Below are 25,089 nucleotides of genomic sequence, written 5' to 3' on the forward strand. Positions count from 1 at the left end.
AGAGTGATATGGCGTTAAAACGTTTAGTTAAGTTCAGTCTTTGTCTTACCCTTGTTGTCATTATGCTAGGTGCATACACACGCCTTGCTGATGCAGGTCTAGGGTGCCCAGATTGGCCTGGATGTTACGGTCAGTTACTGGTTCCTCAAACCGATGCTGAAGTTTCTCGAGCGAATGCATTATTTCCAGAACGTGCAGTGGAGCAGGGAAAGGCTTGGCTGGAGATGATTCATCGTTATTTCGCGGGCACCTTAGGGCTCGTAATTTTGATGATGGCGATTGTTGCCGTTAGGGCTGAACGTGTTGATGCGACGATTCCGATTTTACTCTGCGTCTTAGTTATTGGTCAGGCAGCATTGGGAATGTGGACCGTAACTTTAAAACTCATGCCAGTGATTGTTATGTTGCACCTACTGGGTGGATTTACATTGCTTGCTCTCCAAGCGATATTCTATTGTCAGATAAAATCTCAGAACAGCCTCTACTTTTCGCCATCTTCCAAAAACGTAAGAACCTTTTCCTTGATCGCGTTTGGCGTAGTGTTAACACAGGTCTTGCTTGGTGGTTGGACATCATCCAACTACGCCGCTCTTATGTGCACCGCTTTACCGATTTGTGAGGGGAACTGGACCAGTTACTTATCTTGGAAAGAGGCGTTTTCTTTCTGGCAAACAGGGTTTGATAACTATGAGTTTGGTGTTCTAGATTACCCAGCTCGAATGACAATTCATGTCAGCCATCGTATTGGTGCCATCATTACCGCATGTGTTGTGCTAATTTACTGCGTATTACTATTAAAACAAGACTCACACCATTCTCAACGCTTGGGTGTATGGATTGGCTTAGCTTTGGTTTGCCAAATCCTATTGGGCGTAAGCAATGTTGTGTTCCAACTTCCTATCTATGTGGCAGTTGCGCACAATTTAGGCGCAGCGGTCATGCTTTCACTTATCTGTGTGAGTCAGTTCTACCTATGGCAGGGTAAAGCTCGTTGGAGTCATCAAGCGAAAGGAGTTCGCTATGAGTAAAGAAATCGCGTTACCGCTAGAAAGTGGTAAGAAGAAGCTCGGTTCAACTTATTTAAAACTAACAAAACCCAAAGTGGTTGCGCTTATGTTGATTACCGCCATTGTCGGAATGAGCTTAGCGCCGGTTGCCAGTTTTCCTTGGCTACAAGCGGCGATAGGTCTCATTGGCATTGGTTTGATGGCGGGGTCGGCGGCAGCGTTTAATCATCTCATCGATCGCCGTATTGATGCGCGAATGGCTCGAACTCACAAGCGTCCTCTGCCTTCTGGTGACACGAATCCGTTATCAGTCGCGTTGTTTGCTGTTACGTTAGGTGTTGTTGGTTTTGTACTTCTGTATGCACTGGTTAATCCGTTAACAGCTTGGATGACGTTTTTAAGCTTGCTCGGTTACGCGGTGGTTTACACCATGTACCTTAAACGGGCGACCCCACAAAACATTGTAATTGCCGGAATTGCAGGTGCTATGCCGCCACTTTTAGGATGGACTGCAGTGACGGGAGAGTTACACGCCCATGCTTGGCTTTTGGTGATGATTATCTTTATATGGACGCCACCTCATTTCTGGGCATTGGCGATTCATCGGGTCGAAGATTATCGAAAAGTGGATATTCCAATGCTCCCGGTCACCCATGGTATTGAGTACACCAAAACTTCGATTCTTCTGTACACAGTTTTACTCACGCTCGTTTGTATTCTGCCTGTGCTGGTGGGGATGGTCGGTTCGGTTTATCTTTTCTCTTCTTTGCTTCTTAACATTGGCTTTATGTATCACGCGTGGAAATTGAAGTTCTCACCTGAACAAAACAGCGCTATGGAAACATTCAAATTCTCCATTTATCACTTACTTGCTTTGTTTGTTGCTTTGTTGGCAGACCATTATCTTGGTTTGCTCTTCTCGCTATAGGTGCTCTCTTCTTTGTTTCTCCAAACCGCACTGAACAAGTGCGGTTTTTTGTTGGCCTTTATATCTAATCATTTTGCGGTGTAACTGCTTAGTAGTGCGCCCCAAACCGTTTGATAAATACCTTTTTGAGCGCTTGTGCTAATAGCTGAGGATTTATGAATCACGCTTTAGTTAGCAACGGGAGAGAAGGACTCATGAAGAACTGCCACACGGCTTTCCGTTGAACTCCGTCAAGTCTTGCTGAACAAACCCTTAATCTATGAGCTTAAACTGTCGCCTTTAATTTAAGAGCTAGAACCAGAAGTGTTATGACGGAGCAAATAAGAAGTTTGATTTAGACAGTGAGAGAGTTGAGAGAGTCTTAGCGGCAAATGGTACTGAAGTGAACAAATAAGAGGCAAACAAAAAGGGATGCCGAAACATCCCTTAGACTAGAAATTAGAGCGGTAACTCTTATTCTGGTTGAACTAGTTCTTCGTATTGGAACTCAGGAACTACAACTTCAACACGACGGTTCTTCTCGCGACCTTCGTGAGTGCTGTTGTCAGCTACAGGGTTCTCTTCACCCATACCTTTAACTGTGAAGCGGTCTGCATCGATACCTGCTGCGATTAGGTAATCTGCAACAGATTGAGCACGACGCTCAGACAGTTTTTGGTTGTATGCTGCTGGACCAGAGCTATCTGTGTAACCAGTGATTTCAACTTGAGCTTGTGGGTACTCGTTCAAGAAGTTAACGAAGTTGTCTAGACGCTCAGATACTGAATCAGTAAGTGTTGCACTGTCGAATTCAAACGTACCTGTACCGTACTCTTCTTTGTGCGTCTTCGTCATCATTACTGGTTCTTCTTCCATCACCTCTTCTGTTACTACTGCCGCTACAACAGGTGCTGCTGCGAACTTGTAGTTAACGCCGATGCCGAAGAAGTTAGCGTCCATATCATCTAGAACGTCGTCAGAAATATCTTGGTAACGTTGGTACTCTGCACGAACGCTCCAGTTTCTATCGATAGTGTATTCCGCACCTAATGAACCTGTAGGAACGATGTCTTTCTCGTCACCAGAGATCATGTAAGCACCACCGACTTTCGCGAATAGGTTCCACGTGTCGTTTAGGTGCCAATTGAATTTAGGTGCAAGCGTTAGCGCCCATAGATCACCATCAATTGTGTTAGCCGTATTAGCCCCTGACTTGAAGTTAGCTTCGTAGTTACCTAAGTAATCAACGCCGTACTCAAGACCAATGATATCGGTAAAGTCGTAACCAATGTGCATTCCGGCACCGAAAGCATCATCATCACAAGGGCTGTTTAAATAGCAAGCATCATCTAGTGTAGTCATGCCTACTTTGCCCCCGATATACATTTCAGCTTGAGCAGAGTTAATTAAACCACCAGCTACCACTGCTGCTACTGCAATTGCTACTTTTTTCATAGTGTTTCCTTGTATTGATTGCATATTAATTTCTACTTTGTTTTAACAATTTGAGTAAAACTAGGTAGTTATAAGAAATTAGTTTAATAGTCATTTAATTTAACATCAAGCAACAATATCTTAGATCTTGCTACACTTTTAGTCGCGAACTCCCTCACAAACTTCTGATATTTCTTACATTGTAGACAACTTTTTCAAAGTTACAGGAAAATATATGATTATTTTGAACTTTTTGCGTACATTAAAATTTACACTGTGTTTTGTTTTGAACATAGAGTGTTAATTTGCATTTTTTTAAAAAAAGTGATTGCAACTGTTCTTCTAAGTCGATAAGTTACTTGCATTGACACAATTAAATAAGCCCACAGCCCTTATTATTGCTTGCTTTGTGAACAATGTTGCACTGAGTAAAGTTTGGGCAAATTAGTGGGTCTGGGATAGTAATTAGGAAGTAGAAGTAATGTTTCAAACTGATGATGTAAGAATTAATAAAGTAAAAGAGCTATTGCCACCTGTTGCAGTGCTTGAGAAATTTCCGGCAACCGAAACTGCTTCCACAACCACTTTTGAATGTCGTAATGCCATCCACAATATTCTTGAAGGTAAAGATGACCGTCTGCTTGTGATCGTTGGTCCATGTTCTATTCACGATCCAGAAGCTGCTGTCGAGTACGGCAAAAAGCTCAAAGTGCTTCGTGATGAATTAGGTGAGCAACTTGAAGTGGTCATGCGTGTTTACTTTGAAAAGCCACGTACCACGGTTGGTTGGAAAGGTTTAATCAACGACCCGTACCTAAATGATACTTACAAGCTGAATGATGGTCTTCGTATTGGTCGTAAGCTGTTGCTTGATCTTACTGACATGGGCCTTCCTACGGCGAGTGAATTCCTAGATATGATCACGCCACAGTATGTCGCTGACCTTATTAGCTGGGGTGCTATCGGTGCACGTACAACTGAATCTCAGGTACACCGTGAGCTAGCGTCAGGTTTGTCTTGCCCAGTTGGCTTTAAAAACGGTACTGATGGCAACATCAAGATCGCTAGCGACGCAATCCGCTCTGCAAGCGCCTCTCACCACTTCCTATCAGTAACAAAATACGGCCACTCTGCAATCGTAGAAACAGCAGGTAACCCTGACTGTCACATCATTCTACGTGGTGGTAAAGAGCCAAACTACAGCGCATCTCATGTTGCACAAATCAAAGATGAGCTAGATGCTGCTGGTCTGCCGAAGAAAGTCATGATCGACTTCAGCCATGCAAACAGCTCTAAGCAGTTTAAGCGTCAAATGCTGGTTTCTGATGATGTTTCAGAGCAGATTTCTGGCGGCGAAGACGCAATCTTCGGTGTAATGATTGAGTCTCACCTTGTTGAAGGTCGTCAAGACTTAGTAGACGGCAAAGTCGCTAACTACGGTCAATCTATTACAGATGCATGTATTGGTTGGGAAGATACGGAAACCGTTTTACGTCAGTTATCAGATGCTGTAAAAGCTCGTCGCGCTAAATAAGCATCAATATTTCGTGTTCATAAAAGCCAGCAACTTGCTGGCTTTTTTAATGTTCTGAAAAAAATAGAATGAAATCGGTTATATCCAAATAAACCAAAACAAGAATAAACGTGTTGCACATAAGTCATGTGTTTTAGTTTTAAATCCGTTATGGTGTGGGCATAGATTAAAAAACACTCAAGGAATGAGATGAACAGAAACGTCTGGCTATTGTCACTTTGCCAAGCTTTATTAATGACAGGGAACATTCTCTTAATCTCAGTCATCGCACTCATCGGAAAGCAAATCGCTCCTTCTTCAAGCATGATTACTCTACCAGTAGCGTTGCAATTTCTTGGCTTAATGTCAGCGACGATTCCTGCTTCCTTAATTATGGGGAAACTAGGGCGTCGTCTAGGTTTTAGCTTGGGTAACGTTATTGGCATCTTTGGCGCTTCATTAGCAACTTATGCGCTTTCGTTAGAAAACTTCACTTTGTTTTGTGCTTCTACGTTTTTATTAGGTGTAGGGATTGGATTTGGTACGCTCTATCGATTTGCTGCGATTGAAGTTTGTGATGAATCTGCGAGGCACCGCGCAATTTCTATTTCCATGGCGGGTGGGGTACTTGCCGCAGTATTAGGGCCAAACCTCGCTGTCTATTCACAAAAGTGGTCAGGCGATGGACTGTATATTAGTGCGTTTGCTGTATTGATTGGTTTGTATGTTACCGCACTCATTTTGCTTCAAACGATTCGATTCCCCCCGGCACACACCCAGAATTCGCATTTAAAAACAGACTCGATAAAAGTCATTGTTCGCCGTCCTAACTTTATGATCGCAGTTCTAGCCGCGATGGTTGCCTATGCTGTCATGAATATTCTGATGACAGCAACGCCATTGGCGATGATTGGTTGTGGCTTTGACTTCACCAGAGCGGCTGGCGTGATTGAATGGCATGTCTTGGGCATGTTTGTTCCTGCTTTCTTTACGGGCAGTTTGATCGAGAAGTTTGGGGCGAAGAAGATGATCTTAGCTGGTGGAGTACTGTTTATTGCGTGTATCGCGATTAATATGCACGGACTTTCTATTTGGCATTTCAGTACCGCGTTGATCTTACTCGGGGTTGGATGGAATTTCATGTTTATCGCTGCAACAAGCTTGTTTAGCCAGAGTTATGAAGCAAAGAACAAGAGTAAAGCGCAGGCGTTTAATGAATTTTTCGTGTTCAGCTGCGTCACCGTTACTGCGCTTTTGTCTGGTTGGTTGGAATCTACCGTAGGATGGCAGAGCTTGAATTTGTACGTTCTGCCTTTTGTCCTATTGGTGATGGGAATATTTTTTATCAAGGCGAATAATAACTCTGAATCTCAAGTTGCATAAATCAACTTCAAGATTTTATAAGACCCAGTTATGTACGCTGGGTCTTTTTTGTCTATCGGCTCACAACCCACAAAATAATTGGTTAATTATTGTTATCTAAGTAAGTTTTTCGAGCTCGAAATGTCGCCTCTGTAAGGTTTTTTCTCTAGCATTTTGTAATAAATATAACAATCGTGTATATAACCTGTCGCAATTTAATAAAAACTATAGAAGCCTCATCTATGTCAGTCTCAACTTCCAATAAAGCTCAAGAAACCCTTGTAGGGGATTCCGACGAGCTGGTCTCAACAACCGATCTTAAAGGTGTCATTACTTACTGTAATGATGCGTTTTGTCGAATCGCAGAATACAGCCACGACGAACTGCTCGGACAAAACCACAATATCGTTCGCCACGGAGATATGCCCAAAGCCGCTTTTGGTGATATGTGGGCTCGCCTAAAACAAGGCAAAGCGTGGCGCGGAATTGTAAAGAACAGTACGAAGTCGGGTGGTTACTATTGGGTCGATGCTTACGTAACCCCAATTTATGAAGGCCATCAAATGGTGGGCTATCAATCGGTTCGTGTGAAACCAAAGCGTGAATGGGTTGATATCGCTTCTAAGGCTTATCAAGGGCTTTTGAAAGCAGAGAAGTCGGGACGTGCATGGTCACTGAAGTTAAATGAAACACTACGCTATGCGATTCTTCTAGGTGCATTAGCCGCACCGATCACTAGCTTTGCTTTATCACTTGAAGGGCCACTCGCTTGGCTTGCGACATTATTACCGGCAGGCGTGCTTACCGTGTTATTCCGCCAAGAACTCATTGATACGCCGCAACAGTTTAAAAAACTGCAAGCACAATACGACAGTGTGAGTCGCTTGGTGTATTCCGGTAATAAACCATTCTCTATCGCGGACTTTCACATCAAAATGCTCTCCGCTCGTATTCGTACCGTTTTGGGGCGTATGACGGACTCGGCAAGACCGCTCCAAAATTGCGCTGAAGAGTTAAGTCATACCACGGCAGAAGTACTTACTGCTTTGACGCAACAGAACAAAGACATCCATGAAGTTCGCGATGCTGCTGACTCGATGGAGGCATCAGCGAATTCGGTTTCATCCAGCACTCACGATGCTCATCTGCTGATTGATGATACTCTGAAATCCTGTTTAATGGCGAAAGAGACAATAGATCAAACCCATACCAACCTAGCGCAACTAAGCTTACAAGCTGAGAAGGCGACAGAAACAACGTATCAATTGAGTGACCAAGCACAAAAGGTCAGTCAATTAATGGAAGAGATTGGTGGAATTGCCGATCAAACTAATCTGCTAGCACTCAATGCTGCAATTGAGGCAGCGCGAGCAGGTGAACAAGGTCGTGGCTTTGCTGTTGTGGCGGATGAGGTGAGGGCGCTTTCTGGACGTACCTCGAATGCGACTGAGCAAATCAAAGCATCCATTGAAGCTATGCTAATGACGATTCAAGGCTGGCAGAAGGATATCATCGCTAATAAAGATCAAACAGACACCTGTTCGCAAGTGGCTGAACAAAGTGCGGCGCGTCTGTCTGAGGTAGAACAGATGATGCAAACCATGAGTGGTTTGATGGTGAATGTGGCGGACTCTGCCAATAAGCAGTTACAGCTTTCTAGCGACGTGAATCAGCACATTCATTCTATTGCGTCGACAGCAGAGCAGAACTTAGCGGCTACACATTCTGTAGAACAGAACAGTAAGCAGTTGAAAGATCAAGTTCAAGACTTCTATCGACTTGCTATTCAGTTTGAAGAGAAGTGATTCAAACCAGCTAGCTGAATCGTTGTTGAAAAATGATTAGATAAAATAAAGCCCCGCCGAAGCGGGGCTTTTCAGTTTTCAAATTCGCAATAGAGAAAACTGATAATACTAAGCGATTAAGCTAGCAGTTCTTTTGCTGTGTTTACTGCGTTTTCTACAGTGAAACCAAACATTTCGAATAGTTGGTCAGCTGGTGCAGATTCACCGAATGTTGTCATACCGATGATGCGACCGTCGAAGCCAACGTACTTGTACCAGAAGTCAGCGATGCCCGCTTCGATAGCGATACGTGCAGTTACGTCTGATGGTAGTACTGATTCACGGTAAGCTGCGTCTTGTTTGTCGAATGTATCTGTTGCAGGCATTGAAACAACGCGTACTTTCTTACCTTCAGCGGTTAGCTGCTCTGCTGCTTTCACTGCTAGTTCAACTTCAGAACCTGTCGCGATTAGGATTAGTTCAGGCTTACCATCGCTATCTTTCAGGATGTAACCACCCTTAGCGATATCAGCAACTTGCTGAGCTGTACGCTCTTGTTGCGCTAGGTTTTGACGAGAGAAGATAAGCGCCGATGGGCCATCTTTACGTTCAATTGCTAGTTTCCATGCTACTGCAGACTCAACTTGGTCACATGGACGCCATGTGCTCATGTTTGGAGTAAGACGTAGAGACGCGATTTGCTCAACCGGTTGGTGAGTTGGACCATCTTCGCCAAGACCGATAGAGTCGTGCGTGTAAACTTGGATGTTCTGAACTTTCATCAGAGCAGCCATACGCATAGCGTTACGTGCGTATTCCATGAACATTAGGAATGTTGCGCCGTAAGGAACAAAACCGCCGTGTAGTGCGATACCGTTCATGATTGCTGTCATGCCGAATTCACGTACACCGTAGTGGATGTAGTTACCAGAGAAGTCGTTCGCTTCTAGAGACTTAGAACCAGACCACATAGTTAGGTTAGAAGGCGCAAGGTCAGCAGAGCCGCCCATGAATTCTGGAAGCATTTGACCAAACGCTTCTAGTGCGTTTTGAGATGCTTTACGTGATGCGATGTTTGCTGGGTTTGCTTGAAGGTCAGCAATGATTTGGTTTGCTTTCTCTTCCCACTCAGCTGGTAGGTCGCCGTTTACGCGGCGTTTGAATTCAGCTGCCAGCTCAGGGTACGCTGCTTCATAAGCTGCAAATTTCTCGTCCCACGCTGCTTCCTTAGCTGCGCCTGCTTCTTTCGCTGACCACTCTGCGTAGACTTCCTGCGGAATTTCAAAAGGACCGTGCTCCCAACCTAGTTCTTTACGTGTTGCTGCAATTTCTTCAGCACCTAGTGGCGCACCGTGACAGTCGTGTGAACCAGATTTGTTTGGTGAACCAAAACCGATGATAGTTTTAGTACAGATAAGCGTAGGGCGTGGATCTGCTTTTGCCGCTTCGATTGCTGCGTTGATCGCTTCAGAGTCGTGACCGTCTACAGCAGGGATTACGTGCCAGCCGTAAGATTCAAAACGCTTAGGTGTATCGTCAGAGAACCAACCTTCAACGTGACCGTCGATAGAGATGCCGTTGTCATCCCAGAATGCGATCAGTTTGCCAAGGCCTAGTGTACCAGCGAGAGAACATGCCTCGTGCGAGATACCTTCCATCAGACAGCCATCACCCATGAACACGTAAGTGAAGTGGTCAACGATGTCGTGGCCTTCTTTGTTGAACTGAGCCGCTAGCGCTTTCTCAGCCATTGCCATACCAACAGCGTTAGTGATGCCTTGACCTAGAGGACCGGTTGTTGTCTCGATACCTGGTGCGTAGCCGTACTCTGGGTGACCAGGAGTCTTAGAGTGAAGCTGACGGAAGTTCTTAAGATCGTCGATAGATAGCTCGTAGCCTGCAAGGTGCAGTAGAGAGTAGATAAGCATAGAGCCGTGGCCGTTAGACAGTACGAAACGGTCGCGGTCAGCCCACTCTGGGTTTGATGGGTTGTGGTTTAGGTGAGAACGCCAAAGTACTTCAGCGATGTCAGCCATACCCATAGGTGCCCCTGGGTGACCAGAGTTAGCTTGTTGAACACCGTCCATGCTTAGTGCACGGATTGCATTAGCTAGATATTTACGATCCATAGTAGTTACTTCTCGATATTTGATTTAAATAGAGGGAACTCGTCGGAACAAGTTCAAATAGAATTTTTTGAATAAAGCGCTGATGCTAAAAGCGAGTAGGCTGGCTACTCGCTTTTGGTAAGCAATTAAAGCTTAGCTGCGATCATGTCTTCTAGTTTGCCTTGGTCAACCGCGAAGTTACGGATACCTTCAGCTACTTTCTCAACAGCCATTGCGTCTAGGTTGTGCTCCCATAGGAACTCAGCGTGAGACATTGGAGCTGGACGCTCTTTAGAACCTTTAGAATCAACCAGTTTCTCTACAACTTCGCCTTCAGCAGCTTCTAGCTCAGCAAGAAGAGCAGGAGCGATAGTTAGACGGTCACAGCCAGCAAGTTCTAGGATCTCGCCGATGTTACGGAAGCTTGCGCCCATAACAACTGTGTTGTAACCGTAGTCTTTGTAGTAGTTGTAGATGTCTGTTACAGAGATTACACCTGGATCTTCTGAAGCTTCAAAGTCACGACCTTCTTTCGCTTTGTACCAGTCCATGATGCGGCCAACGAATGGTGAGATTAGGAATACGCCTGCTTCAGCACATGCACGAGCTTGCGCGAAAGAGAATAGAAGCGTTAGGTTACAGTTGATGCCTTCTTTCTCTAGGATCTCTGCAGCGCGGATACCTTCCCAAGTAGAAGCCAGTTTGATTAGGATGCGGTCGTTAGTGATGCCTGCGTCGTTGTACATTTTTACAAGCTGGCGAGCTTTAGCAACGCTGCCTTCTGTGTCGTAAGAAAGACGAGCATCTACTTCTGTAGAGATACGGCCAGGGATAGTTTTTAGGATCTCTTTGCCGATGTTTACTGCAAGCATGTCACAAGTGTCTTGTACTTGTTGTGCTTTGTCGTTGCTTTGTGCTTTTGCGTATTCGATAGAAGCGTCGATTAGAGGTGCGTACTCTTCGATTTGAGCCGCTTTTAGGATAAGAGATGGGTTCGTTGTTGCATCTTCAGGTTGGTACTTTTTGATTGCGTCAATTTCACCAGTGTCCGCTACTACAGTTGTTAGTTTACGAAGTTGCTCTAACTTGTTGCTCATAATCGATCATCCTATATAAATGGGCTTAAGTGTGGTTTTCAATACCACAGCTTGTGCATTTGCAAGCGTGTCGGCTAATCGTCTCATCATATTTAACGAGACATCTGCTCAGCCAACTACGGAAAATTTCGGTACCGAACATTTGCTATGAACATTTGATCGGTAGCTGAGTAAATGATGAATCCATATTTATCCTATCCATGCTGAAAGTCAATCGCCGAAACCGACTTTAAGTGAAGTTCATCAACGTTTTTTTGCTGTGTGTTCAGAGCATGGCCGAAATAAACGTTTGCCCTTATTGTTCAAGGCTTGAGCAGTGCTGAGATTAATAAAATTAAGTAGTGAGAAAATGTCATTGCAGTGAGCAAATGTCGCAGTAAAATTGGAGGGTAACATATGCTAAGTCAATGAGCAGATGCTCACTAATGCATACAATGTCGATCCTCTAAAAGGGCGAGAAAAACCATGAGCAGTTCTAACCAAGATATTTCTATTGAAAGCACAGACTTACTAACGGAGATTTCCGTTGCTTATTATCAAGATGGTGCAACACAGGAAGAGATATCCAGAAAATTTTCCATTTCTCGTGCCAAAGTAGGGCGAATGCTCAAACAGGCACGTGATGAAGGGATTGTTGAAATCACCGTAAAGTACCATCCAGTGTTCAGCGCCAAGATCGAGCAACGTTTGATTGACCGCTTTGGTGTGAAACGCGCGCTAGTGGCATTGGATCAGCCCAATGAAGAAGCGCAGCGTCTTCAAGTGTCAGGTTTAGTCTCGAACTACCTCACTAGCACGCTCAAGAACGGCATGGTGGTGACGGTTGGGCAAGGGCGTAATGTGTCTTCCGTGGCTCACCACATTGGTGTTATTACGCCGCGTGATTGTAAGTTTGTGTGCGGCATCGGCGGGATTCACCCTCGTGGCGGTATGTTTAACGCCGACCACATTTGCCGACAGTTTGCTAAGAAATATGGTGGAACCTCCGAAACCCTTTATGCACCGGCTTACGCTGAAAACCGAGAGCAGAAAATTGCCTTCATGCAAAATGCTACGGTTAAACAAACGCTCGATCTTGCACGTAAAGCAGATGTAGCCCTTGTCGGTATCGGTGATATGAGTGAAAACAGCTACATGGTTGACCTTGGATGGTTCACTCCAGATGAAGTGGTGCAATCTCGTTTGATGCAAGGTGTCGTCGGGGATTTTGCTGGCTACGACTTCTTTGATATTCACGGCAACGTCGCAAACACAGTGATGAGTGACCGAGTCATCGGTTTAGGTATCGAAGAGTTTAGACCGATTGCAGAAGTGATTGCGATTGCGGCGGAAAACAGCAAGCCACTCGCACTATTAGGTGCTTTAAGAACTGGCGCGATTGATGTTATTGCAACCAGCGTTAGTAATGCATTGACGGTTCTTAACTTGGATGAACAGATGCACGGCAACAGTACATCAGAGGTTTAGCACAAATAATATGCAAACTATGTAATCAGGCTGTGAGGATTTATAAATGACTCGCAGCCTGATTTCGTTTCCAAGTTAAAAATAATCCTCAGGAGTAATTTGTAGTTGATTACTCTGGAGGAAATTATGAAAAAGACACTTCTCGCAGCTGCTTTATTTACGGGGTTAACAGGCATGGCGCAAGCCGAGCAAAAAGTCGTCGCAGGCTATTTTGCTGACTGGCAATACGCTAACGCAGACAACCCATATACAGTAAAAGACATCCCAGCTGATAACCTGACCCATATCATCTATGCGTTTTTGAGCATGTGTGGCCCTCATACTGGCGCATCTGAGACAGTGCAAAAGTTAGTCGCTAAGCAATGTGAAGGCAAAGAGCCGTACACCGCGATTCTGGTTGATACCGAGGCGGCACTTGAAAAAGATTTTGGTCCGGTCTCTGTCGACGTTCCATATAAAGGGCACTTCGCTCAATTAGCCGAACTTAAGAAGCAACACCCTGATCTGAAAATTCTCCCTTCTTTTGGCGGTTGGACCATGTCTGAACCTTTCCATGCAATGGCTAAAAACCAGCAAGCGATGGATCAATTCTCTAAAACGGCTGTTGAGTTGATTGCTCAATACGATTTCTTCGATGGCATTGACTTGGATTGGGAATATCCAGGTGGCGGCGGTTTAACGACTTCTCCTTGGAACCCAGATACCAAGTTGACGGATGAGCAGAAAGCGCTTGAACGTGACGCCTTCACATATCTAGTTAAAACCATGCGTGGTGATTTAGATACACTAGCGAAAAAGACCAAGCGTGAGTACGAGCTTTCAACCGCGGTGGGTGTTGGTCCAAAAGCGGCGGGCATCGATTGGAAAGCGGCGCAGCCTTACCTAACCAACATGTTTGCGATGACTTACGATTTCCTTGGCGGTTGGGGGCAACAGACTGGGCATACAACTAACCTACATGCGACCGACCGCAGTTGGTGGGGGATGGGTGCAGACGTGTTCATTAATCAAATGATTGAGTTGGGCATTCCGAGTGAAAAACTAGTGATTGGTGCGGCGTTCTACGGCCGTGGCTGGCAAGGTACCAAAGATTTCTCCGGTGGCTTACCAACTCAAGACCTAGTTTCTGAGCAAGGCGCACAGTTCGGTACTGGTGAGAATGGCTACTTCATGTTCTGGGATCTGATGAAGAACTACAGCACGAAACAGGGATATGAGTACAAATATGATGAGCAAGCTCAAGCGCCTTACCTTTGGAACCCAGATAAGAAGGTGTTCATCTCATTCGAAGATCAGCGTTCTATAAAAGCCAAAGCAGATTGGGCGAAACAATCAAACCTTGGTGGGATCTTTACATGGGAACTATCAGGAGATCCGAAAGGGGAGTTAGTCGAAGTGATGTATAAGGAAATGCAGAACTAGTCTCTGTCCCTTACGCAATAATCACGTAAATCAAGCCGTCGCTATTGTTCGACGGCTTTTTCGTTGTGGTTCTCTTCAGCAAAGCTAACCAACCGTTCAAAAGGCAGGGGTTTGGAATAGAAATAACCTTGAATCAAATCACAGCCACACGCGGCAAGTTGATCGCGTTGCTGACGTGTTTCAACCCCTTCAGCAAGCACTTTCATCCCAAAGTTTTTACCGATAGCAATGATGTTTTGCACCATGTTCAGTGCTTTTTCGTCGTTCTCGATATTGTCGACAAAGCTCTTATCGATTTTAACTTCATCAATCGGTAACGCTTTGAGCATCGAAAGGGAAGAGTAGCCCGTACCAAAATCATCCAAAGAAATCTTGAAGCCTAGAGTGTGCAAGCGTTCGCAAATCGGGGCAAACTTGTTGAGGTCTTCAATAAATAGGTTCTCGGTGATTTCGAGTGTGATGCGATGTTGGTCGACCCCATGTTTATCAATCAACGCCACTAAGTCGTCGATAAAGTTGACTTGAATGAACTGTTTGACCGAGATGTTTATCGACATTTGAATTGGTTGAGAGGCTAGTTTGGTTAGGCGAGCCATATCGACCAAACTTTTCTCGATGATTAATTCACCCAGTCTCACCATCAAGCCTGAGCTTTCCGCTACGGGGATAAATTCATTTGGTGGAACAAAACCAAGCTCTTCATCTTGCCAACGAATTAGGGCTTCAACACCATAGATTTCACCGTTCACGTTTAACTGTGGTTGATAAACTAGGAACAGATTTTGTCGTTCGATTGCTAACCTCAAACGTTGTTCAACCTTCATTTTATGCAGGTGTTTGGCTTGCATTTGTTGGTCGAACACACTGTATGCATTGCGCTCTTTTTTCGCCTGATACATCGCGATATCTGCGGAGCGAAGCAATGCGTCTAAATTTTTACCGTGTGAAGGGTAGAGGGCAACACCAATGCTGCAACTCAATAGAAACTGGTTTTCGTTCACAAGGTAAGGCTCGGACAAGTAATGAATCAGATCACTTGCCAATGTTCGCACGGCATTTTCATCGGTGCGGTTGACGAGCAGTATGAACTCATCACTGGCTTCTCTGACAATCAATCGACCATCACTGTCGAAGCTTTTCAAGCGCAGTGCGATTTGCTTCAACACTTCGTCGCCGAACTCGTGCCCATGAGTGTCATTGACCGATTTAAAGTTATCGATGTCGATGAACATCAAAGTAAATGGCATTGAAGACCCGCTTAACCAACCTTTGATATGTGTTCTGAGATATTCGCGATTTGGCAGCAGCGTTAGGTGATCATGATGCGCTTGGTAAAGAAGCTTTTGGCGCGTCGCCAGTTCGTTATTAGCAATAGAGCGAACGAGTGCGTAAAAACCCGCTTGGATAAACAGAAAGACAATGGAATACAGCGCAAATTGGTCAAAAAATCCACTTTGGATGTAGCGTAGATCAGTGGAAGAAGAGGCCCATAGTTTGTAATCAGGCAGGTACTTCAGCGTGACGAGTTGATTAATTCTTGGATCATCTGCAACAATATTGACCGCACCAGATAACGCCTTGACGGTTTCTCGACTCCACCCGTACTTTTTCTCAACCTGTTCAAAAACAATGGATTTTTTGTGCCCATCAGCAGGAAGGGTATAACTGAATAGGCTTGCTTGTTCCGCTGAGGTAAAGGTTAGGTAACCGTCTTCTCGGACCAAAGACACGCGATTGTGTTTGTTGGCGTGCACATCATTTCTAAACACCAAAGACGAGTTCATGTTGAAGCCAGCAGTCATCACCGCCAGCACCTTACCATTTTTATCTCGAATCGCTTTTCGAATTGGAATCACTAATGAATCGAGCGCAGGCATGAAATAGGTTCTACCTACGACCATATGGTCAGATTGCAGTGCAGCTTCGAAAGTCTGTTTAGTCTGAGGATCTTGCTTGAGGTTGTGGAGTTTTTGTAAATCCAGATTAGAACTAATGGCGAGATAATCCCCTTCAGGATTCGTCAGGCCAAAAGCGGCGATGGCGGGATGGATGTCCATCAAGTCATCAAGCAAAGGGCGCATTTGCAATGAAGCGGTGCGAGTGAAATCGTTTTGGTCAATCAGTTGATGCCCAACGACTTCTAACAGCGTTTCTTGCCCCTTGAATAGAGAATCGACAGAGGAAGCAAACAACTCCAATTGAAGGAGCTGTTTGTCCTTATATTTATCGAGAGTGGATTCGTAATGATAGTGACCAAACAGAGAGAACAATCCGACACTGATGGCAAACAGTGTCATATAGAGCGTCCAAATGTTCTTCTTTAAGCCGATCATATCGTTTTACTGCTCCTGATCTTAACGCTCGATAGGTAGAGAGTGGTCAGCGCCCCATTCGGTCCAAGAACCGTCGTACACCGACAGATTGTCCAGACCAATTTGATACGCCGCGAGTAATAAAATGCATGCGGTCACACCGGAGCCGCAACTAAAAATGATTGAATTATCACTATCTATTGTTAGTGCGCTAAATATCTGTTGCAACTCTGAATTCGGTTTAATGTGACCGTTGGTTAAGAGTTCTTGAAACGGTAAGCAAACCGAATTTGGAATGTGCCCACTACGTAGACCTTCTCGTGGCTCAGGCACTTCACCAAGGAAGCGGGCTTTGGCTCTGGCATCGATGATATTGGCACTTTTATTGGTTGAATGAGCAAGAACATCTTGTGCACTCAAAAAGGCATTTTGGTTGAGCTTGCCCGCAAAGTTACCTTTTTCGCTTGGTTCCGATAGGGCACCTTCGGCAGGGAATCCAGCTTCAATCCACGCTGGAAGCCCACCGTTTAAGACTCGAACATTATTATGTCCCATGGCCTTGAACATCCACCAAGCTCTTGGTGCGGCTAAAGTACCAGAGTTGTCATAAACCACAATCAAGTCCTCGTTGTTCAAACCGAGTTGTTGCGCACTTTGGTTGAAGCCTTCTTCTGTTGGCATCATATGCGGCAGGGAGGAACCGGGTAAACAAAAGTCATTGTCGTAATCAAAGCGTAAAGTGTTTGGAATCCACTTATCTTGGATCTTTTTACCTTCAGAAGGGATTTGAAACGCAATACTAGCGTCGAGGAGCTTGACGTTAGGTTGGCCGAGAAGGCTATTGAGTTCATCAGTACTGATCAGTGCTTGCATTGTTTTTCATTTCCTCAAAGTAGTATGACGTTTGACATGAATTCGAAGAGTAGGCTCATTCGCAGTTTAAAAACGTGAGCGGTTGCTCGAAGAGTGAATCCGTAGCTTGGTTGAATGTCACTAAGGCACCTTCAGGACAATGGACAGAGGTTGGAACCGCAACACGCTTTGTTCCGAGTACCTCTGACTCGACGGTGAGATAGCGTCTTTGCCCATCGAGGGATTGTGTCAGGGTATTTGAAATCACTTTTGCGGTGATGGTTTGTGTTTCATCAGAAGATGTTAGCCACAGAGCCAAACATAATGCGACGATGGCAGCAACAAAGACCAAAATGAAGGTTTTCGGGTTGTCCAACGTGTTTTCCCGCTCGATGATTAATCCTACTGTTTTACAACAAAAAAATCGCATGTTCAAAAGAACGATGCGATTTTTAAGTTAAAGATTGAAGATTTGTTCTGAAAGGCTGCTTTCGCTATGCCTTCAATTTACCCAGTTACATGGTCCAAGTGTTGTCCCCAGAAGTAATCACTTTCTGAATTGGGTCACTACCGTCATAGAACCAAATCTCAACAAGCAGGCTACCTTGGCTATCAGAGACATTAAAGTCGACGTTTGCTGTACCGTTGTTGAGTGGAACCGATGCGACTTTACTTGGGTATCTTGCGTCGTAGTTACCTGAACTGTTCTCTACAAACTCTTTGTACACGCTTAGGTGTGCTCGTTGTGAAGAGAAACCACTGATGTCTACATTGAGCGTACCTTCCGTCACTGGGTTGTAGCTAAAGTCATCTGGTACTACTAGATCCTGCATGGTTGCATCTTCTACTGTTACCGTTGTCTCTTCTTCGGTAGTTTCTTCCTGCTGGGTAGTATCTTCCTCTGGCACGGTGGTTTGGGTTGGTGGAGGTGTGCTGTTACCACCACCTCCGCCGCCACCGCCTCCGCCTCCGCCACAAGCTGTTAGTGCTAATCCCATGATGATTGTGATAAGTGCTTTCATAATGTTATCTCCCTATGGAATGTAGCATTTGTTAGGTGTTGGAGCGGTGTGCCAATCTGTGCTTAGTTCGCCACCAGACTCAGCCCAAGTTTGGAATTGAGGGTATGCATCGACCATGTCTACACGCTCTAGCGGCCAATCCCAATCCTCTACTATCAACAGTGCCCAAGGTAAGTTGTTTGCTGTTTTGAAGTACACACCTTGTGTGGGGTCACTTGCATCGACGCCGACACCGAAGAGGTTTTGGTCATCAAACTGTTCTGTTGGTGCTTGGTCTGCTAAGTGAACTTCCCATTTACGACCTGGTTGGAAGGTAATACCATCGCCATGGTAAGTGCCCGGTGTTGCGAAGATGAACGGGTCGTATGGCATGGCTTGAATCGCTGAACGGTCAGATCCTTCAGTGAAGTACACATTCAAGGTAAAGGTGAGTGAAACGTTATCATCACAGCCAGACTCTGTGCGGAAGTAGCTACAGCTGCTCGCCGCGTGTGTGCTTAAGTCTTCACTGATGATGAAAATTGCTTCATCAGAAATACTTTCTAAGCCGTTGGATGCTTGCTCTACACCATTGAAGGATAGCGTCGTTAATCCGTTTTCAATCGAGCTTCTCAATACACCCGGTAGTCGGATTGCGAAGCCATTTTTGTAACTTGCGCCGTAAGCCGCTAGGTCACCTGTAATCTGGATATTCTCAACATGACCAGCAAGACTGGTTTCAGTAATGCGGAATTTCACGACCACATCGTTCATGTCGTAGTCTGCGGTGTATGGCCAGTTATCTTCGTAAGCGACGGTGGCGTAATCTTCTGCACTCGGGAAATATTCCACTGAGTAGCCATTACCAGTGATGGTTATTGGGTAATCTTCCACCTCACCAGATGTCGAACCACCATCGTAGTTTAATCCGGTTTGTTGGCTAAAGCGGAATCGGCTCCAGCTTGAACCTTCCGTTGCAGCGGTTGAAACGACAAACGGTAGGGGATTATTACCCGCAGACAGTAATTGGTCAGTAAAGACTTGTTCGCCTTCATCATCAAAGTCACCATCGCGGTTCCAGTCAAACCATGCTGATAGGTAGCCAGAAGTAGAAGCCGTCACATTCACAATTGAACTTAAGCCTGGGTCAAGTGCGGATACAAAACCAACACCATCTTCATCAGCTGTGCCAACAGAGTTGTCGTTTGCTTGACCGTCAGCATCGCCATCTGGAGCAACAGAGCCAAGCCAAGTTACACCGTCCACTTCGTGGCGAGGACCGTTTGACGCAAGTGTTGTGTGGTAGCTGTCTGGAGCGTCACCAAAATCAATTGGCTCATCTTCGTCAATTACGGGAGCGTTTGCACAACGTGCGCCATCATTTTGGCTTGAGCTTGGACCGTTGGATACAAACTCAACCGCAGGAACGATACCTGCTGCGATATTGGCTGCGTTGCCTTCCGAAAGGTCAACACGATAGATTTTGCCATCTTGGTTACGTGACACGTAGTAGTTGCCGTTTACATCGAAGTAGCCAGCACCAAATGTGCCTAACTCACCAGTGTCACCTATCGCAGTCGTATTACCATTCGATGGGTTGAACTGGTACAACACTCCAGAGTTATTGTCGATGCCGTAAAGGGAACCGTCGCCTGGATGGAATGCAAAGTCGGTTAGGTTCACCGTCGCTGTTGAACTAATTTTCACGATGCTCAATGTCGCATTTGGATCAGAATCGAGCGGAGAAAGGTCAATGGAGAAAAGTCCTTTGCCTTTGCGGTACAAGTAGTAGACGTGGTTGTAAACGTCACCTACGTAAAACGTGTGGTCGGTAGGAAGACCCGAAACATCAAGCGTCTCTGCTTGGAAGTCTTGACCAAGACGAACAATCTTTTTGTTTGTGGTGTCGTAGCCGTAGATATAACGGTCAGTGAAGTTAAAGCCTACACCGTTGATGCCCGAAGCCAAACCTGTGTCGTCCTCTAAAAGAGTCGTAGAACCTGTAACCAAATTGACGCCATAGATTTGAACCGGGGTTGATTGGAATAGGTATGCTTTGCTTGGGCATGTGTCAAATGGCGCCGCTTGTGCATAAGCGCTCGCTATTAGAGACCCAAGTAGTAGTGATGTCCTTTTCATAATTCGCCCTCTCATTGGTTCGTGATATATGCAATGAAAGGAATGTGCCAACTTTTAAATTGTTGAATTTTATTGATTTAATATTTGTAAGAAGAGGGGTTTTAAATCTGATTGTCAAAATGAGAAAAAAGCCCAACATCGAGTTGGGCTTTTTGGGAATGATTAGAGGTTTAGAACTAACTACAAACCGGACAGGTTGGCATTTTCATCAGATTCATTTCTCGCCAAGACATACTGAGCGCATCCAAAATCAGAATTTTGCCTTTCTTTGGTTGGCCGTAATCAGCTATCACTTTAATCGCTTCCATCGCTTGTACTGCGCCGACAATACCAACAACAGGCGCCATGACTCCGGCTTCGACACAACTTAACGCACCACTGCCAAAAAGGGCACTCAAGCACTGGTAACATGGTTGCGCTGGGTCATCGTAAGTAAACACGCTTACTTGCCCCTCCATGCGAATGGCCGCGCCTGAAATTAGCGGTGTTTTGGTCGCAAAACATAGGCGGTTAAGTTGATTGCGCGTATCGACGTTATCCGATGCATCGACAACAATAGTGTGCTGCGTAATCAGGCTCTCTAACGCGGTATCATCAAGACGTTTTGCGATGGTATCTACGATAATGTGCGGGTTAAGCTCGCGTAGCGCATCGGCCGCCGACTCTACCTTCTTACGACCAATATCTGCATCGTGGTGTAGCACTTGGCGCTGAAGGTTAGACAACTCGACGATATCATCATCAATCAGCGTGATTTTACCGACACCAGCAGTCGCCAAATATTGGCTTGATGCGCAGCCTAAGCCGCCAGCACCAAGCATCAGTACCGATGCTTGTTTGAGTGCTTCTTGTCCTTCAAAGTCAAACTGACGAAGAATGATTTGGCGGTTGTAACGCAGCATTTCCTGATCGGAAAGAATATCCACAACGACTTCCTAGTAAAGGGTTGAGTTGAATAGTTGAATCTGAACCGTTTCGCCCACTTCAACTCGGCCGCGTTCACGTTCCAAGACAACAAAACAGTTCGCTAGGCTCATTGAGCGGAACGCGCCAGAGCTTTGGTTACCGGTTGTCTCAACCACAAACTTGCCATCTTCCAATGTGTAGATACCACGTTGGTAATCGGTACGACCTGGCGCTTTCTTAAAGGCGGTTTTGGTTGTTGCTGGAATAGACTCGGGTGCTTTCCATTCGGTATGGCCTGCAAGTTTTGCCAGCATTGGTTGAACAAGCACGTACATAGTGAGCACGGCAGAAACCGGGTTACCCGGCAGACCACAGAACCAAGCAGTGCTTAGCTTACCAAATGCGAAAGGTTTACCCGGCTTGATTGCTAGCTTCCAGAAACCAATTTCACCAAGCTCTTCAAGAATGTCTTTGGTGTAATCCGCTTCGCCCACACTGACACCGCCTGAGGTCACTACCACATCTGCCAATGTTTGCGCTTGTTCAAAGGTTGCTTTTAGAGTCTCTGGGCAATCTGGAATGATGCCAAGATCAACGGCTTCACAACCGAAGTTCTCGATAAGCGGTTTAATACCGTAACGGTTGCTGTCGTAGATCTGACCTTCGTCTAGCGGCTCGCCCAGTGGTTTAAGTTCATCACCAGTAGAGAAGAAAGCAACTTTTGGTTTACGTACTACTGTCACGTGGCTAACACCTAGAGACGCAATCATCGGAATATCGCGAGGTGTTAAACGTGCGCCTTTTGCCAGTACGATGTCACCTTGCTTGATGTCGTCACCTGTTGGGCGGATGTTGTTTTGCGGCTTCACGTCGGTTTGGTTGAACTGAATGCCAGCATCCGTTACTTCTGTGTTCTCTTGCATGATAACGGCATCACAACCCTGTGGGATTTTTGCGCCAGTCATGATGCGAACACAGGTACCTTGAGGCCATTCACCTTCAAAAGGTTGCCCCGCAAATGATTTACCTGTCAGAGGCAAAACGGAAGACGACTCAAGATCTTGAATGCGAATAGCGTAGCCATCCATTGCTGAGTTATCGAATGGCGGTACGTGAATAGGAGACAAGATGTCTTCTGCCAGTACAAAACCGAGTGCGTCAGCAAGTGGAAGAGAAAGCGTTGTTTGGATAGGTTTGATTCGCGATAGCATTTTGTCCATCGCTTCTTCAATTGGCATCAAGCCAGGTGCGTCGCAGCAGCCCATTGAGAAAATCCTGTGTTCTTTTGTTTTGTGGCAACTTTACCATAAAAAGGGGACCGAGTAAGAATGTCCACCTATAAAATATGGGTGTAATTATTCAAAAATCCGAGTATCCTTGTCAGCCATCCGAAAGGGGTAAAAAGCCCGCGGAGCTCAATAAAATCAGCTCAGTACCTATATTTGATGTGACTTGGTGTAAAGACACGAAACTGAGCAACTCAAAGCGAAAAATATGAATGCAATTTTGATTGGGTTTGTATAAAAGCGGAAGTAACAAAAGAGGAAGTGGAATGTCAGGTCTTAGCGAGTCAGCGAAGTTAGTAAAAGAAGCGCTAGAGCAACGCGGTTTGGAAACGCCAATGCGTCCAAACAACGTAAGTCGTGAAGAGAAGAAAGAGAAGATCGAACACCACATGCGTGAGATCTTAGGTCTGCTTCAACTTGACCTTACCGACGATAGCCTAGAAGAAACCCCTCACCGCATTGCTAAGATGTACGTTGACGAAATCTTCTCAGGTCTGGATTACTCCAACTTTCCTAAAATCACGGTGATTGAGAACAAGATGAACGTGAGCGAGATGGTTCGTGTGAAGGACATCACAGTGACCAGTACTTGTGAACACCACCTTGTGACCATTGATGGCAAGGCGGCTGTCGCTTACATTCCACGTGGCAAGATCATTGGTCTATCAAAGATCAACCGTATCGTTCGCTTCTTTGCCCAGCGTCCACAAGTTCAAGAGCGTATGACTCAGCAGATTCTTGTTGCACTTCAAACGTTGCTTGAGTCTGATGATGTGGCAGTGACGATTGACGCAACACACTACTGTGTGAAATCTCGCGGTGTGATGGATGCAACCAGCGAAACGACGACAACAGCATTGGGTGGCATCTTCAAAAGCAACCCAGCAACGCGTGCCGAGTTTCTGCACGGTTTACGCTAAGTAACCAAGCACTATTCTAAGAGGATGGCAAACGCCATCCTTTTTTGTATCTGTCTGAAATGAATAATGATTTGAGAATGAATACGACAAAAATCATTTATCGATTTCTGTGTTGACAGTCACATGCGATAGACTTAATATCCGCGCCCAGCAAACGGTTGCGAAGGCTTCACTTCTCTATTCGTTCTGCCCAATTTGATTCTTCAAGCTCAGCTGATCTCGGTCAGTTGTCTTTCTGTTTTCTAATAGTAGAAAGGCAACAAAATTGAGATTTGGCATGACCACACAAACCACCATCAACTCGACTGCTCCCGCTTCTATTCAAGCATCGGAAAACAGTTGGCAAAAGAAAGCAATTCTTAGTGTCGCGTTCTTAATGGCGACCACGTCTGTTGGACCTGGCTTTTTAACCCAAACAGCGGTCTTCACCAATATCTACAAAATCGACATGGCATTCCCTGTCTTTGCATCCATGTTTATCACCTTTGGTATTGTGATGAACTTATGGCGCATCGTAGGTGTGTCTGGTATGCGAATTCAAGACATTGCTAACAAAGTAGCACCGGGGATGGGCTACGTGGTGGGTATTCTTTTGGCACTTGGCGCGGTTGCATTTAACTTCGGTAACGTAAGTGGCTCTGCACTCGGTATTAATGTTCTAACGGGTGTAGATACGACTTGGGGTGCTCTTTTTACAGGCGTAGTAGGTTGTTTGCTGTTTGTGGTGCACAACGCATCTAAACGCATGGACCAAATGGCACGCTACCTCGGCTTGTTTATGATCATCTTAATTGCGTATGTCGCGATGACCAGTGTGCCGCCAATGGGGGAGACCTTGAGCGCAGCAGTAATGCCTACTGATGTTGGCAGCCTGCTATTACCGACGCTGACTATCGTTGGTGGCGCAGTAGGTGGCTATTACACAGGCGCACAGCGATTGGTTGACATCGGCTTGCAAGGTAAAGAGAACGTACCCGCTATCAAAACCGCAGCATGGGCCGGTATTTCAATTGCCGTGGTGATTCGCATCCTGTTGTTTATGGCCGTGTTCGGTGTGATTGCCACAGGCGCGACTTTGGACTCTGCAAACCCAGCCGCAGACGCGTTCCGTCAAGGTGCGGGTGAGGTAGGCTACTTTATCTTTGGTTTGGTGTTGTTTGTTGCTTCGATTACCTCGGTTGTCGGTAACTCGTACATGGCGATTTCCCTCATCAAAACACTCTTCCCAGTTGTGGCTCGCAACGAGAAAGCATGGTGTGTCGGTTTCATTGTTATCACATCGCTTGGCACTGTGACGATGAATATGCCGATTTTGCTGCTAATGCTGGCTGGCCTTGTTAACAGTATTATCCTGCCAATCGTTTTAGGTATGGTGCTGGTGGCGACACGCAGAAAAGACATCGTAGGTGACTACAAACACCCAGCCTATTTAACGCTGACGGGCGTTGCGATTGTCGTGGTGATGGCGGCATCAAGCATGACCAATATCAGCAACTTTATGGCCAAGTTTATAGGCTAACTCAATGCATCGGCTAACGTGTGTCGAGTAATGTTTATCGAGCATGAGCTTGC

19 protein-coding genes are annotated in these 25,089 nt (G+C 45.5%); 9 read left to right on the forward strand and 10 right to left on the reverse strand.

Annotation, left to right across the window (positions count from 1 at the left end; translation table 11 throughout):
* Positions 1–8 precede the first annotated feature (8 nt).
* Positions 9–1,028 carry a COX15/CtaA family protein gene (locus ACLIIY_RS23275; protein WP_434528580.1) on the forward strand — a complete coding sequence of 340 codons (1,020 nt, stop codon included), beginning with the start codon at positions 9–11 and terminating at the stop codon, positions 1,026–1,028.
* The gene (cyoE, locus tag ACLIIY_RS23280) at positions 1,021–1,935 is read left to right on the forward strand and encodes a heme o synthase (RefSeq protein WP_078609782.1); all 915 of its coding nucleotides are present in this window, start codon (positions 1,021–1,023) and stop codon (positions 1,933–1,935) included. The genes ACLIIY_RS23275 and cyoE overlap by 8 nt, the downstream gene beginning before the upstream one ends.
* Positions 1,936–2,388: 453 nt before the next feature.
* On the opposite strand, the gene ACLIIY_RS23285 is transcribed toward cyoE, so the two are convergent.
* Positions 2,389–3,369, reverse strand: a complete 981-nt coding sequence (locus tag ACLIIY_RS23285) for an OmpA family protein (protein ID WP_005435592.1) — start codon at positions 3,367–3,369, stop codon at positions 2,389–2,391.
* A 460-nt stretch (positions 3,370–3,829) separates the two neighbouring features.
* Between ACLIIY_RS23285 and aroG the strand changes: the two genes are divergently transcribed.
* The 3 genes from aroG to ACLIIY_RS23300 all read left to right on the forward strand — a co-directional run bounded on the left by aroG (position 3,830) and on the right by ACLIIY_RS23300 (position 8,028).
* Positions 3,830–4,882: a 3-deoxy-7-phosphoheptulonate synthase AroG gene (aroG, locus tag ACLIIY_RS23290; RefSeq protein WP_009706150.1), complete on the forward strand. Its 1,053-nt coding sequence runs from the start codon at positions 3,830–3,832 to the stop codon at positions 4,880–4,882.
* A 189-nt stretch (positions 4,883–5,071) separates the two neighbouring features.
* Positions 5,072–6,244 carry an MFS transporter gene (locus ACLIIY_RS23295; RefSeq protein ID WP_434528581.1) on the forward strand — a complete coding sequence of 391 codons (1,173 nt, stop codon included), beginning with the start codon at positions 5,072–5,074 and terminating at the stop codon, positions 6,242–6,244.
* A gap of 221 nt (positions 6,245–6,465) precedes the next feature.
* Positions 6,466–8,028, forward strand: a complete 1,563-nt coding sequence (locus ACLIIY_RS23300; RefSeq protein ID WP_434528582.1) for a methyl-accepting chemotaxis protein — start codon at positions 6,466–6,468, stop codon at positions 8,026–8,028.
* A gap of 116 nt (positions 8,029–8,144) precedes the next feature.
* Here the strand turns inward: ACLIIY_RS23300 and tkt are convergent, their stop codons facing one another.
* On the reverse strand, positions 8,145–10,136 hold the full coding sequence (gene tkt / locus ACLIIY_RS23305; RefSeq protein ID WP_005435601.1) for a transketolase: 1,992 nt from the start codon (positions 10,134–10,136) through the stop codon (positions 8,145–8,147).
* 125 nt (positions 10,137–10,261) lie between these two features.
* Positions 10,262–11,212, reverse strand: a complete 951-nt coding sequence (tal, locus tag ACLIIY_RS23310; RefSeq protein WP_005425862.1) for a transaldolase — start codon at positions 11,210–11,212, stop codon at positions 10,262–10,264.
* Positions 11,213–11,677: 465 nt separating this feature from the next.
* Between tal and ACLIIY_RS23315 the strand changes: the two genes are divergently transcribed.
* Both ACLIIY_RS23315 and ACLIIY_RS23320 read left to right on the forward strand, forming a co-directional pair.
* On the forward strand, positions 11,678–12,679 hold the full coding sequence (locus tag ACLIIY_RS23315) for a sugar-binding transcriptional regulator (protein WP_005435602.1): 1,002 nt from the start codon (positions 11,678–11,680) through the stop codon (positions 12,677–12,679).
* Positions 12,680–12,805: 126 nt separating this feature from the next.
* Positions 12,806–14,101: a glycoside hydrolase family 18 protein gene (locus ACLIIY_RS23320; RefSeq protein ID WP_038895734.1), complete on the forward strand. Its 1,296-nt coding sequence runs from the start codon at positions 12,806–12,808 to the stop codon at positions 14,099–14,101.
* 41 nt (positions 14,102–14,142) lie between these two features.
* Here the strand turns inward: ACLIIY_RS23320 and ACLIIY_RS23325 are convergent, their stop codons facing one another.
* The 7 genes from ACLIIY_RS23325 to moeA form a co-directional block, all read right to left on the reverse strand.
* On the reverse strand, positions 14,143–16,434 hold the full coding sequence (locus ACLIIY_RS23325) for a bifunctional diguanylate cyclase/phosphodiesterase (protein WP_434528583.1): 2,292 nt from the start codon (positions 16,432–16,434) through the stop codon (positions 14,143–14,145).
* 21 nt (positions 16,435–16,455) lie between these two features.
* Positions 16,456–17,286, reverse strand: coding sequence for a sulfurtransferase (locus tag ACLIIY_RS23330; RefSeq protein ID WP_331419765.1), 831 nt, complete (start codon positions 17,284–17,286; stop codon positions 16,456–16,458).
* 55 nt (positions 17,287–17,341) lie between these two features.
* Positions 17,342–17,641 carry a hypothetical protein gene (locus ACLIIY_RS23335; RefSeq protein WP_020196635.1) on the reverse strand — a complete coding sequence of 100 codons (300 nt, stop codon included), beginning with the start codon at positions 17,639–17,641 and terminating at the stop codon, positions 17,342–17,344.
* A gap of 139 nt (positions 17,642–17,780) precedes the next feature.
* On the reverse strand, positions 17,781–18,287 hold the full coding sequence (locus ACLIIY_RS23340) for a hypothetical protein (RefSeq protein ID WP_418091022.1): 507 nt from the start codon (positions 18,285–18,287) through the stop codon (positions 17,781–17,783).
* Between the two features lie 12 nt (positions 18,288–18,299).
* Positions 18,300–20,405, reverse strand: coding sequence for an LruC domain-containing protein (locus tag ACLIIY_RS23345; protein WP_434528584.1), 2,106 nt, complete (start codon positions 20,403–20,405; stop codon positions 18,300–18,302).
* 176 nt (positions 20,406–20,581) lie between these two features.
* Complete coding sequence (moeB, locus tag ACLIIY_RS23350; RefSeq protein WP_434528585.1) at positions 20,582–21,331, reverse strand: molybdopterin-synthase adenylyltransferase MoeB; 750 nt, start codon at positions 21,329–21,331, stop codon at positions 20,582–20,584.
* 9 nt (positions 21,332–21,340) lie between these two features.
* Positions 21,341–22,576 (reverse strand): molybdopterin molybdotransferase MoeA, encoded by a 1,236-nt coding sequence (moeA, locus tag ACLIIY_RS23355; RefSeq protein WP_434528586.1) that lies wholly within the window; start codon positions 22,574–22,576, stop codon positions 21,341–21,343.
* Between the two features lie 287 nt (positions 22,577–22,863).
* Here moeA and folE point away from each other — a divergent pair, with 287 nt between their 5' ends.
* The gene (gene folE / locus ACLIIY_RS23360; RefSeq protein ID WP_005373478.1) at positions 22,864–23,517 is read left to right on the forward strand and encodes a GTP cyclohydrolase I FolE; all 654 of its coding nucleotides are present in this window, start codon (positions 22,864–22,866) and stop codon (positions 23,515–23,517) included.
* A 277-nt stretch (positions 23,518–23,794) separates the two neighbouring features.
* Positions 23,795–25,036, forward strand: a complete 1,242-nt coding sequence (locus ACLIIY_RS23365; RefSeq protein ID WP_434528587.1) for an NRAMP family divalent metal transporter — start codon at positions 23,795–23,797, stop codon at positions 25,034–25,036.
* Positions 25,037–25,089 lie beyond the last annotated feature (53 nt).

It is taken from the genome of Vibrio sp. K4, from assembly GCF_051122595.1.
Lineage (GTDB): Bacteria > Pseudomonadota > Gammaproteobacteria > Enterobacterales > Vibrionaceae > Vibrio > Vibrio owensii.